Here is a 12,645-nt window from a genome sequence, read left to right as displayed (position 1 = left end):
ATTTAAAATGATTTTTTAAATGTAATAATATAACAAAATGGTTTTAAGTAAATGTTTTATATAAAAATGGAAAAAGTCGCAATTTTAGGGCTATTTTATGGGGAATATGAATGTAGTTTAAGTGTAAAAAAACCTGCCGAAGCAGGTTTTTTTATTTGATCTAAAAATTAGAATTTAAAGGTAGTACTTAACTGAACACGACGACCTTCTTGGGTATTCAGATGGCTGTTGTAGTATTCATTGTCGACTAATTTATAATCTATAAAGTTTTTGTCGAAAATATTATAAAGTGCAACACCGACATCCCAGTTGTTGTTGATTGTAAAATTAGATCCTAAATGCCATTGATCGTAAGACTTGTAGTCGCCTATAGCGTTACGTACAACGGCATTGGAGCGGAATTGGCTACTTCTATATTCTCCGCGAAGCCATAAATTAACATTGTCTGCTGGTTTATAGATTACTGATAAATTTGCCATATGCTTTGGATTCTCAGTATCTTCTATAGTTTTTCCTTGAGGATCTGTAATTTCTCCATCAGTCCAAGTATAGTTTGCGGCAAAATTCCACGCATCATTTAGGTCGTAGCTCAATCCGAGTTCAATACCTTGAGCTTTTGCTTTCGAAGCATTGTATGGGCGTGCTAAACGTAGGGTATCATTATTTTGGGTAGACCAAGATACTCCCCATTCCTCTAATTTTGTATCACAGTCTGATGCATTTCCAGTGCAGTCAAACTCTACAGGGACTCCTGTAGTATTGGTGCCATAAAGTAATGCATAAGGTGCACCTGATGTTGTTATTTTATCTTCAGTTCTATTTTGGAAGTAAGTTATATTGGCTTTAAAACCAGCTAAAGAGTCAAAATAGATACCTAATTCAGCATTTTGGCTAGTTTCAGGTTTTAGATCAGGATTTCCTAATGATGGTGTTTTACCTTGACTACTTACACTGTAGAACCCCATCGTTAGTTGTTCTAAACGAGGAACTTTATAGCCTTCACTATACCCCCCTTTAATGGTCCATTGTTGGTGGGCATTCCAAACTAAATATGCGCGTGGAGTAAAGAAATCTCCAAAGCTATTATGATCATCAAAACGTCCACCAAGTGTTAAATGGAGTGTGTCGGAAATGTCCCAAGTATCCTCAACGAATAGCCCTAATTGAGTGAATTCGGCTTTTGGTATGCTTCTCAGAGTATCGTTAATACTTGCATCCCACCATTGTCCACCTATCGTGAGATTATGATTGTCAAAAAGTTGTGTTGTAAATTTAGTATCGAAAATAATATCTTCGCTTTTAATTTCACGAGGATTTGATTCATTACTCATTTGTTGTGCACGACTTGGTATAAGACGACCAATTGTTTCTGTTTCGTTGTAACTCAAGCTGGATTCGAGTCGTCCAAAAGAGTTTTTCCATGCATGATTGACATAAAATTTTGAGCGCTCATATGTTTGCTCGTTTGTATAACCACCAGCAACAGTGTTTATTCCTAATTGTCCTTTACTATTATCATAATTTTGTTCAGTGATATCAGCATCAAATGAAATTTCATGATCTTGATTTGGTGTAAATGTTAAGCGGGCTCCAAGGTTTGTTAAATCGGCTTTAGTTGGGTTATTTCCTTGCTCTACATCTTTAGTAGTACCATTAGCTAAGGGTTTTACAATGTCAGATTGTTCTCTAGTCCAATGGCGTGCTCTTAATTGAATACCAAGTTTATCTTTAATTAGAGGACCTGTAGCAAATAGATTTACTGCCCCTTGATTACCAAATGGTGAAGAATTTGGTTGAATCGTTCCTTCGAGACCTAAAGAGCCAGTCCATACATCAGAAACTTTTTTTGTTATGATATTAATTACCCCACCCATAGCATCAGAGCCATAAAGAGTGGACATAGGACCACGGATAACTTCTATTCTTTCAATAGCAGATACAGGAGGAATGAAATTGTTTTTAGTTTCTCCAAACCCATTAGGTGTGAGGTCTCCTGTACTATTTTGGCGTTTTCCATCAATTAATACTAATGTATATTCTGATGCCATTCCGCGCATACGAATATTTAGCCCACCTGTTTTTCCAGCGCTTGGGCTAATATCAATGCCTTCCACATCTTTTAAAGCATCTGCAATAGATGTAATTCTTTTAGTCTTTAGTTGATCTTCTGTGATTACGGTAATCGATGCAGGCGCGTCGGTAATTTTTTGTTCATAACCTGCAGCAGATACAACAATTGTTGATAATTGATGATTCTTATTTTCTGTAGTTGTTTCTGCAAAAGTTGGAGTTGCAATTGCCCCAAGCAATGCGATAGATAAAGGATTTAGTTTGAACTTACTCATAACAGAATTCCAAATTTGGACGAGAAAGAAGGGCTTGAATAATAATTGATCGCAATAATAACGATAAACATTATCATTAGCAATAAAAAGTAAACAATTTTCTCTTGATTGTTACTTATAAAATATGAGCAAACGCTTTGTGCTACGAATTTAGCTAAAAGTGCTATAATCCTTTTTTTGTATATCTTTAAATGTTGTCATATAATATGGCACTTTTAAAAAAACCTGTTATTTCCAATTATATCGAGGAAGCCATGCAAGTAACTTCTGAAGCGGTTTCGGGCGTTGCCCGTCGTTTAAATGTATCAGTACCGACGAGCCGTATTAATGAGCAATTTGAAGCTCGTTTGAAACGCACTGCCAAAACTGTAAAGATTAACGGCTTCCGTGCAGGTAAAGTACCTGTGAACGTAGTTCGTCGCGAATACGGTGCTGGTATCTATCAAGAAGTTGTTAACGACATTATTCGTGACACAGTTTTCGAAGCAATCCAACAAGAGAAAATCAACGCTGTTGGTATGCCAAACATCGATTCAACTGAAATGAAAGATGATGCTTTAGTGTATCAAGCGACTGTAGAAGTTTATCCTGAAGTTGATGTTAAATTTGACGGTTTAGAAGTTGAACGTAAAGCAACTGAAGTAACTGATAAAGATGTAGATCAAATGATCGAAAATCTTCAAAAACAACGCGCTTCTTGGGCTGAAACAAAAGGCATGGCTAAAAAAGACATGCAAGTAACTTTTGATTTCGAAGGTTCTGTAGATGGCGAGAAGTTTGAAGGCGGTTCTTCTGAAGACTTTAAACTTGTTTTAGGTTCAGGTCGTATGATCCCTGGCTTCGAAGACGGTATCGTTGGTATGAAGAAAGGCGAAGAGAAAGTTATTGATGTAACTTTCCCTGAAGACTACCAAGCTGAAAACCTTGCTGGTAAAGCTGCTCAATTCAAAATTACTGTTAAGCTTGTTGAAAAACAAAAGCTTCCAGAAATTGATGCTGAATTCTTAAAAGTATTTGGTTTGACTGAAGAAGAAGGCGTTGAAAAACTTAAAGCTGACGTTCGTAAAAACATGGAACGTGAAGTGAAAAATGGTCTTCGTAACCAAGTTAAAGGTGCAACTTTTGATGCGCTTGTAGCTGCTAACGAAGTAGAAATTCCAGAGTCTATGTTGTCTCAAGAAATTGACCGTCAACGTCAACAAATGATTCAACAATTCACTCAACAGTTTGGTGCTCAAGGTGCTAAAGCATTTGACAGCAGCATGCTTCCAGATGATTTGTTCAAAGAACAAGCTGAAAAATCAGTTAAACTTGGCGTATTAGTAAGCCGTGTTTTAGCTGAATCTAAAATTGAAGTAGATGCTGCTCGTGTTGAAGCTTACATTGCTGACATGGCTTCTTCTTACGAAGATCCAAACGAAGTAATTGAATTCTTCAAAAACGATGCGCAACAACGTCAACAAATTGAAGCTGTTGTATTAGAAGATCAAGTTGTTGATCACATTTTAGCATCTGCTAAAGTAACTGATACAAAAGTAAGCTATGAAGACTTATTGAAAGAGCAACAAGCTCGTCAACAAGGCTAATTTCTAGCTGAAATAAAAAAAGGCGCTTATTGCGCCTTTTTTTATGAAAATGAATAAAGAAATGATTTTTTATTTGATTTGTTTGGTGCGAAAATTTCTGCTATTTAATCGTGAATATTTTGCAATTTTGGCAAATATCCCTCATATTGTCACTATGGATTACCTCACAAGAATTTAGGAATAAATAAACGTATGTATGTTCCAACAATTGAAAATGCTTTAGTTCCAATGGTGGTAGAACAGTCTTCCCGTGGTGAACGTTCATTTGATATTTTTTCACGCCTTTTACGTGAGCGTGTGATTTTTTTAACAGGTGAAGTTGAAGACAATATGGCGAACTTAATTGTTGCGCAAATGTTGTTTTTAGAGGCTGAAAATCCAGATAAAGACATTCACTTATATATCAACTCTCCAGGCGGTTCAGTAACTGCTGGTATGGCAATTTACGATACCATGCAATTTATTAAACCAGATGTTGTGACTTATTGTATGGGTCAAGCAGCATCAATGGGTGCTTTCTTATTAAATGCTGGTGCGAAAGGTAAGCGTTATTGCCTTGAAAATGCTCGTGTGATGATTCACCAACCATTAGGTGGTTTCCGTGGTCAAGCATCTGATATTGAAATTCACGCACGCGAAATTTTATTTATTAAAGAACGTTTAAACCGTTTGATGGCTGAACACAGCGGTCAAGATTATGAACGTCTTGCTAAAGATACAGATCGTGACAATTTCATGACTGCACAGCAAGCAAAAGAATACGGTTTAGTGGACGAAGTTTTATCTAAACGTCCATCAATTTAAAAAAGATTAGTTATTGGAGTAAATATGTCCGATCATCCTCAAGAACATAAGAATTGTTCATTTTGCGGTAAAACGCAGTCTGAAGTCGGGAAACTGATTGCAGGCGAGGACGCATACATCTGTAATGAGTGTGTGGACGTATGTTTAGATTTAGTTCAAACCAGTCAACAAGTAGAATCAAGTGATTGGGCGACTAAACCTTTACCAAAACCGCATGAAATTCGTGCTGCATTAGATCAATATGTGATTGGTCAAGATGTTGCGAAGAAGACTTTATCTGTTGCTGTATATAACCACTATAAGCGCCTAAAAGTGCAAAATAGCGGTCATAAAGCTGAAGATGGTGTTGAGATTTCTAAAAGTAACATCATGCTTGTAGGCCCTACGGGTTCAGGTAAAACATTGCTTGCGCAAACGCTTGCTCGTTTACTTGATGTTCCTTTTGCAATGGCAGATGCAACCACATTAACCGAAGCTGGTTATGTAGGTGAAGATGTTGAAAATATTGTTCAAAAGCTTCTTCAAAAAGCAGACTACGATGTAGAAAAAGCTCAAAAGGGTATTATCTATATTGATGAAATTGACAAGATTACACGTAAGTCTGAAAACCCATCTATTACACGTGATGTGTCTGGTGAAGGTGTTCAACAAGCATTATTGAAAATGATTGAAGGAACAGTTGCTGCAATTCCACCACAAGGTGGTCGTAAGCATCCTCAACAAGAGTTGATTCAAGTTGATACTTCAAACATTTTGTTCATTTGTGGCGGTGCATTCTCTGGACTTGAGAAAATTGTACAACAGCGTCAAGAAAAGGGTGGCATTGGCTTTACGGCAGAAGTGCGTAAAAAAGATGAAACCAAAAAACTTTCTGATTTGTTCCGTCAAGTTGAAGCAACTGACCTTGTGAAGTTTGGTTTAATTCCAGAATTTATTGGTCGTGTTCCTGTTGTTGCAACTTTAGATGAGCTTGATGAAGATGCTTTAATGCAAATTTTGACTGAGCCAAAAAATGCATTAACACGTCAATACCAATACTTATTCGACATGGAAAATGTAGATTTAGTATTTGAAGATACTGCATTACGTGCTGTTGCGAAAAAAGCATTAGAGCGTAATACAGGTGCGCGTGGTTTGCGTTCTATTCTTGAAAACTCATTGCTTGAAACAATGTATGACTTACCAAGCCGTACAGATGTTGGCACAGTTGTGGTAAATGAAGCAGTTATTAATGACAATGCTCAACCAGAGCTTAAAGCTGAGCGTCAGCCAAAGCAAGAAGTTAAAACAGAAGAACCAAAAGTTGATCTTAAGTTAGTGAATAAATCTGCTTAATTTAATTTTTGTATTAAAAAGCACGCCTTAAGGCGTGCTTTTTTATGTTTAAATTTTATTTATGACACAAATAAAAATGCCACACACTTCTAAAAGTGGTGGCATTTAAAATGCAAAATTAGTAATTATTTCGCAGCAGCATCAACTACTGGAATTTTACCAATTTTAGCTTGCCAAATTTTTGGTGCAGTTGCGTGAACAGATGTACCATTTACGTCAACAGCTACAGAAACAGGCATATCTTTAACAACAAATTTGTAGATTGCTTCCATACCTAAATCTTCGAAAGCAACAACTTCAGCTTCACGAATTGCTTTAGATACTAAGTAAGCAGCACCACCAACAGCCATTAGGTAAGTTGTTTTCGTGTCCTTAATTGCTTCAATTGCAGCAGGACCACGTTCAGCTTTACCAATCATGCCGTAAAGACCAGTCGCTTCTAAAACTTGGCGAGTGAATTTATCCATACGTGTCGCAGTTGTTGGACCAGCAGGACCAACCACTTCATCACCTACAGGGTCTACAGGACCAACGTAGTAAATAAATTTACCTTTAAGATCTACTGGAAGCTCTTCACCATTGTTTAACATGTCAACCATACGTTTGTGCGCAGCGTCACGACCTGTATAGATTGTACCGTTAAGCAATAATGTGTCGCCTGGTTGCCAAGAATCCATTTCTTCTTGTGTAATGTTGTCTAAGTCAACACGCTTAGAAGAAGACGAATCCCAAGTCACTTCTGGGTAATCTTCAAGTTTAGGCGCAATAATATTTGCAACGCCTGAACCATCTAGTGTGAAGTGTGCATGACGAGTTGCAGCACAGTTTGGAATCATACCCACTGGTTTGCCCGCAGCGTGACATGGATAATCTTTAATTTTAATATCTAAAACAGTGGTTAAACCGCCAAGACCTTGAGCACCAATACCTAAAGCATTTACTTTTTCGAAGATTTCAATACGAAGCTCTTCCATTTTGCTTTGCGGTCCACGACGAAGTAATTCGTCCATATTGATTTCTTCCATGAGTGCTTCTTTCGCAAGCATCATAGCTTTTTCAGCAGTACCACCAATACCAATACCCAGCATACCAGGAGGACACCAGCCTGCACCCATAGTTGGAACAGTTTTAAGTACCCAATCTACAATTGAGTCAGATGGGTTAAGCATTGCAAGTTTAGATTTATTTTCTGAACCGCCACCCTTAGCTGCAACAGTGATATCTACTTTGTTACCTGGAACGAGTTTGTGGTAGATCACAGCAGGTGTGTTGTCTTTCGTGTTCTTACGACCAAAAGCAGGATCAGCAAGAACTGATGCACGAAGTACGTTAGAGTTTTCTAAGTAACCTTGACGTACACCTTCGTTAATCGCATCGTCTAAGCTCATCGTTAAATCGAATTTAACGTCCATGCCCACTTCAACGAATACGTTTACGATACCAGTATCTTGACAGATTGGACGATGTCCTTCTGCGCACATACGAGAGTTAATTAAGATTTGTGCGATCGCATCTTTTGCTGCTTTGTTTTCTTCACGATCATACGCACGGCTCATCGCTTGGATGAAGTCTTGTGGGTGATAGTATGAAATGAACTGAAGCGCATCTTTAACCGATGTGATCAAGTCATCTTGCTTGATAATAGTAGTCATACAAAAATCTCTTGAGCGGGCTGTTAGCTAGCGGGCTAAATTATAAGACAAAATGTATGATTTGTGGGTGTTTTGATCAAGCTTTGGGCGAAAGTTTAATATGTTCTTGTAATTTTAATTTTAGCTGTCATATTTGATGGTTTTTAATGCATTATTTGTCATATTTCATGAAATATATGTCATATAAGATAAACTAAAATTCATAAATATACCTCAAGTTATTGAATAATATTGTTATTTTTAATTTCACTAATACCTTGTACTTGTCATATAACTGTCATAAAACTTTAAGATAATGTTCATATCAAAGTTAGAGTATGAAATTATGATTACAGCAATTGTTTCAGTCGTTGGTTTTTCTATGTTTATCGCAGCAACTTGGTTCTACGGTCAACAAGAAGATCAAGCCTAAGCTTTATCTTCTTTTTTTTGCTTAAAATTTTATAAAAATAATATTCTTCTCAAATCTCAAATCTCAAATCTCAAATCTCAAATCTCAAATCTCAAATCTCAAATCTCAAATCTCAAATCTCAAATCTCAAATCTCAAATCTCAAATTTAGCCTTATTATTTTAAATATAAAAATACCCCATCATTCGACAGGGTGGGATGTCATTTTTAGATGACCAAATACTTCAATAATGAAGTATTAACGTAAAAGAATTTCTCGTACTTCTACGCTACCGCCTGCAACTAAAATTGGATTTGTTTTTGCTAATTCTAAAGCAGCTTCTAAACTTTCAGCTTTCACAATAATGTAGCCTGTTAAAAAGTATGAAACTTCTTTAAATGCACCTGGAGTTGTTGAGCCATCTGCGAATAAAGTTGTTGCCATAGTTGGAATAGGTGGCATTGTTCCGCCTAAGTTTACAACAGCACCAGATTCTTCAAGATTTTTAAGCCAAGCCTTTCTAAGCTCAATTTCTTTAGGATCACTGAATGCTTCGGGAGACATATTTGTATTAGCTCTTAAAAATAAAACGAAATTTTTCATAATTTTATAACTCTTTTATCGGTGCTGGGAGTGCATTCATTTTCATGAAATATTAAACAATATGTGTTGTAAGATATTGATTTATATAGTGTTAATTTGTTTTTTTGTTGCTTTAAATCAGGAGTCTTAGTTTTGTTTGTTATAGAAATGAAGTCAATATCATTATTGATAGTGAAAAAACACCCCATCTTGCGACAGGGTGGTGGAGCGGAGCTTTTGAAATTTTCAATCAAACTTAGATTTTAAGCAGATTGTTGCTCTGCTTGAATCGCAGTTAATGCAATCGTAAATACAATATCATCGACCAATGCACCGCGTGATAAGTCATTTACAGGCTTATTTAAACCTTGCAGCATTGGACCAACGCTTACTACATTTGCAGAACGCTGAACGGCTTTGTAAGTCGTATTACCTGTATTTAAATCTGGGAAAATAAATACATTGGCACGACCTGCAACTTTAGAATCTGGCGCTTTAGAGCGACCAACACTTTCAACAGATGCTGCATCGTATTGAAGTGGACCATCAATCAGTAAGTCGGGACGACGTTCTTTAGCAATACGTGTTGCTTCAGCCACTTTTTCAACTTCCGCACCTGCACCTGAAGTGCCAGTAGAATATGAAATCATTGCAATACGTGGGTCAATACCAAATGCTTTTGCAGAATCGGCAGATTGAATTGCAATTTCCGCAAGTTGTTCTGCATTAGGATCTAGGTTAATTGCACAGTCACCATATACATAAACTTCATCTGGTAACAACATGAAGAATACAGATGATACAAGCGAGTAATCTGGCGCAGTTTTAATGAGCTGGAACGCAGGACGAACTGTATTTGCAGTTGTGTGAACAGCACCTGAAACTAAACCATCTACTTGGTCTAAAGCCAACATCATTGTGCCTAAAACAACAGTATCTTGAAGCTGTTCTTTTGCTTGAAGATCGTTGATTTTACCTTTGCGAAGCTCAACCATTTTCGCAACGTAATTGTCGCGAATGAGATCAGGATCAATAATTTCTAAATCGTTTGGAAGTTCAATACCACGCGCTTTTGCAACTTCAACGACAGCTTCAGGTTTTGCTAACAATATACATTGCGCAATACCACGAGATTGGCAAATCGCGGCTGCTTGAATAGTACGAGGTTCATCGCCTTCAGGAAGAACAATACGTTTTTTCGCAGCAATTGATTTTTGTACCAATTCATGGCGGAAGGCAGATGGTGACAGACGTTGTTGATGCGTGCCATTAATCAGACTTGTTAACCAATCTGGATGAATATGGCTTGAAACAAAACGAGTTACTTGTTCTGCGCGTTCTGTATCATCTACAGGAATTTCATTACCAAAGTTAGCAAGACGTTGAGATGTTTCGAACGTGCTTAATGGCGTATGTAAAATTGGTAAACCAAGCTTAATTGCAGATTGGCAGAAATTCAGAACATCATTATTTGGTTGATGGTGTTCTGTAAGAACTAAGCCAGCAAGTGGAATACCATTGCTACTTGCAAGGCTACTTGCTAAAAGCACATCAATACGGTCAGATGCACTAATAATCAGTTCACCAGCAACAAATTTATTAAGTTCATATTCAATATTTGAAGCAATTAAACTGCTATGTAAAACACGACGTTGATTTGCATCACCACGGTTAATCCAACTTGCTTGAATATGAGATGCAAGATCGGAAATGCGAGGTACGCTAAGTGTATTACTAAAAGGCACTAAGCCAATTACAGGTAAATCTTTAGAACCAATATGTGCATGCGTTTTTTGAATTTGAGCAACAAAACTTTGAGTTTCATCGACTAAACGCAAGCTTGGGTCTAGCGTTACAGGAATTTGTGCAGATTCTTCTGACAAACCTTTGGTACGCATGAACAGAACGCCCGACATGCGACCGCAAGAAACACCACCATATTGGCGTAATAGGCTTTCAACTTTTTCAGCAGATGTAGTCGCTTGATTAATATTTGCATTGCTTACAATAACTACTTTTGCGTCAAGTGCTTTTGCAAGTGCTGTATTAATTTCTGCTGCAAAAGGGTCTCGGCTTGTTGGCACAAGACCTTCAACAATAATTAATTCATGTTTTTTTGCAATTTGACGATGAAAACGAACTGCATCTTCAAGTAATTCATCATTTTCGCCTTGGTTAAGGCGCTGAGTAAGTGTTTCGAAGTCTATTGGTTCAACAGTTTCATCTTTAAATAAATGCTGATACAGCGCGGCTGTGCGATCTTCAGTTTTTGCTTGCGCTTCTTGAGAGAAGGGCTTTAAGAAACCAGCTTTTATGCCTTGGCATTCCAAAGCATAAATTAGACCTAAACATGCAGATGTTAAACCTACGCCTTCACCTGTTGGAACCAATAAAATCGTTTTCATATACGTCTAAATCTTAAAAATTAAATTAAATTGAGTTAAATGTAATACGTTAAGCCGATACAGCTTCAGACTTTTTTGCGGTTAATGCACCAAGTCCACTTTGAACAACAGATGCAGTTTCTTTCGCAATACGACCTTCTTCATCGGTTGGAACTACCCAAATTTGAGGACCTGTTCCATTGTCGATACGACCTTCTGTACCGCGTTTTAAGTTGTTGTTGCCATCTTTGCTTAGATTGAAACCAAAGTGTGGCATGTAACCTAGTGTTTTTTCACGGATGTAAGCAGAGTTTTCACCAATACCACCGGTGAAGAACAAGCCATCTAAGCGAGGTAAACCACAGCTTAATGCAGAAAGCGATTTAGCAAGACGGTAGCAGAATACTTCAATTGCTAAAGCAGCATCTTCGTTGCCTTTTTCTGAAGCTTCAATCAGTGTACGCATATCGTTAGAAAGATCAGACAAACCTAAAAGACCAGATTGACTATTGAGCATTTTGTCGATTTTGTAGATATCCCAACCTAAGTTTTTCGCAAGGAAACTGTGCATACTTGGGTCAACATCACCACTACGTGTACCCATTACAAGGCCTTCAAGCGGTGTTAAGCCCATAGAGGTATCTACAGATTGACCATTCCATACTGCGCAAGTTGAGCTACCGTTTCCTAAGTGTGCAACTAACCAGCCACCTTGCTTTAAGCTGCCTGCAAGTTCAGAACCACGTTCAGAAACGTAAGCATGGCTTGTGCCGTGGAAACCGTAACGACGTACATTGTGTTCTGTATAAAGGAACTTAGGCACTGCATAGCGGTAAGCATGAGCAGGCATAGTTTGATGGAATGCTGTATCGAAAACTGCAACTTGTGGTAAATCTGGGAATAAACGACGAGTCGCTTCAATACCTACTAAGTGAGCAGGGTTGTGAAGCGGAGCAAGTGGTGTAGCTTGACGAATTGTGTCAATAATATCTTCTGTAATAAGTTCGGCTTTAGTTAATGTACCGCCGTGTACAATACGGTGACCAATTGCATCTGGTTTGTAGTTCGCTAAGCGCGATAAACCAACTTCTAATGCTTCGCTATGACCTGCGTTTGGAATATGGATATCTACGGGTTCATTACCAACAGTGACACCTTTAATTCGGGCTTCTGGCGTACCTAAGTTTTCAGCTAAACCATGAATGCGAAAGTCTTGATCTTCGAGTAAAAGTGCAAACTTGATTGAAGATGAACCGCAATTGATTACGAGTACTGATTTAGGCATGACCTTTCCCTTAACTAAAAATTATCGTACTTGAATTGTTGTATTACCCTTGATCATTGATATTCATTATCTTTTGATCTATGTGTATATTTGTATCATGTGCTTTTTTCTTGTCCTAGATAGACTTTAGGAGATTAGACTTAAGCACAATCGACCCTTTATTCAATAATAATTAAAATTTATGGATCTATTGATTCCATTTATTACTGAAATAGTGGTATTTCATTTGAAACATGCAATTAACATAGCATAGTTTGGAAAATATCCATAAAAATAATATG

At 37.5% G+C, this 12,645-nt stretch carries 8 protein-coding genes; 3 read left to right on the top strand and 5 right to left on the bottom strand.

Annotated elements, in window-relative coordinates:
• Positions 1–167: 167 nt before the first annotated feature.
• The gene (locus tag MZO21_RS10665) at positions 168–2,345 is read right to left on the bottom strand and encodes a TonB-dependent receptor domain-containing protein (RefSeq protein WP_248101980.1); all 2,178 of its coding nucleotides are present in this window, start codon (positions 2,343–2,345) and stop codon (positions 168–170) included.
• A gap of 254 nt (positions 2,346–2,599) precedes the next feature.
• Here MZO21_RS10665 and tig point away from each other — a divergent pair, with 254 nt between their 5' ends.
• The 3 genes from tig to clpX all read left to right on the top strand — a co-directional run bounded on the left by tig (position 2,600) and on the right by clpX (position 6,070).
• Positions 2,600–3,931 carry a trigger factor gene (gene tig, locus MZO21_RS10660; RefSeq protein ID WP_248101987.1) on the top strand — a complete coding sequence of 444 codons (1,332 nt, stop codon included), beginning with the start codon at positions 2,600–2,602 and terminating at the stop codon, positions 3,929–3,931.
• Positions 3,932–4,123: 192 nt separating this feature from the next.
• Positions 4,124–4,735, top strand: coding sequence for an ATP-dependent Clp endopeptidase proteolytic subunit ClpP (clpP, locus tag MZO21_RS10655; protein ID WP_154771756.1), 612 nt, complete (start codon positions 4,124–4,126; stop codon positions 4,733–4,735).
• A gap of 24 nt (positions 4,736–4,759) precedes the next feature.
• Complete coding sequence (gene clpX, locus MZO21_RS10650; protein ID WP_248101982.1) at positions 4,760–6,070, top strand: ATP-dependent protease ATP-binding subunit ClpX; 1,311 nt, start codon at positions 4,760–4,762, stop codon at positions 6,068–6,070.
• A 125-nt stretch (positions 6,071–6,195) separates the two neighbouring features.
• Here clpX and MZO21_RS10645 read toward each other — a convergent pair whose 3' ends face one another.
• The 4 genes from MZO21_RS10645 to MZO21_RS10630 form a co-directional block, all read right to left on the bottom strand.
• Positions 6,196–7,722 carry a fumarate hydratase gene (locus tag MZO21_RS10645; protein ID WP_248101984.1) on the bottom strand — a complete coding sequence of 509 codons (1,527 nt, stop codon included), beginning with the start codon at positions 7,720–7,722 and terminating at the stop codon, positions 6,196–6,198.
• Positions 7,723–8,371: 649 nt separating this feature from the next.
• Entirely contained in the window at positions 8,372–8,716 is a 345-nt protein-coding gene (locus MZO21_RS10640; protein ID WP_248129636.1) for a YciI family protein, read from the bottom strand.
• 242 nt (positions 8,717–8,958) lie between these two features.
• Entirely contained in the window at positions 8,959–11,100 is a 2,142-nt protein-coding gene (gene pta / locus MZO21_RS10635) for a phosphate acetyltransferase (RefSeq protein ID WP_248103803.1), read from the bottom strand.
• A 49-nt stretch (positions 11,101–11,149) separates the two neighbouring features.
• Positions 11,150–12,364, bottom strand: coding sequence for an acetate/propionate family kinase (locus MZO21_RS10630; RefSeq protein ID WP_154771751.1), 1,215 nt, complete (start codon positions 12,362–12,364; stop codon positions 11,150–11,152).
• Positions 12,365–12,645 lie beyond the last annotated feature (281 nt).

This window comes from Acinetobacter portensis (genome assembly GCF_023158935.1).
In the GTDB taxonomy this organism is placed as follows: domain Bacteria; phylum Pseudomonadota; class Gammaproteobacteria; order Pseudomonadales; family Moraxellaceae; genus Acinetobacter; species Acinetobacter faecalis.
Note: the sequence above shows the minus strand (reverse complement) of the source record. Positions and strands in the feature narration are given on the sequence as shown.

Bases quoted from the DNA above. Each gene is read 5' to 3' on its own strand.
- MZO21_RS10665 (WP_248101980.1), bottom strand. From the start codon at position 2,345: ATGAGTAAGTTCAAACTAAATCCTTTATCTATCGCATTGCTTGGGGCA.
- tig (WP_248101987.1), top strand. From the start codon at position 2,600: ATGCAAGTAACTTCTGAAGCGGTTTCGGGCGTTGCCCGTCGTTTAAAT.
- clpP (WP_154771756.1), top strand. From the start codon at position 4,124: ATGTATGTTCCAACAATTGAAAATGCTTTAGTTCCAATGGTGGTAGAA.
- clpX (WP_248101982.1), top strand. From the start codon at position 4,760: ATGTCCGATCATCCTCAAGAACATAAGAATTGTTCATTTTGCGGTAAA.
- MZO21_RS10645 (WP_248101984.1), bottom strand. From the start codon at position 7,722: ATGACTACTATTATCAAGCAAGATGACTTGATCACATCGGTTAAAGAT.
- MZO21_RS10640 (WP_248129636.1), bottom strand. From the start codon at position 8,716: ATGAAAAATTTCGTTTTATTTTTAAGAGCTAATACAAATATGTCTCCC.
- pta (WP_248103803.1), bottom strand. From the start codon at position 11,100: ATGAAAACGATTTTATTGGTTCCAACAGGTGAAGGCGTAGGTTTAACA.
- MZO21_RS10630 (WP_154771751.1), bottom strand. From the start codon at position 12,364: ATGCCTAAATCAGTACTCGTAATCAATTGCGGTTCATCTTCAATCAAG.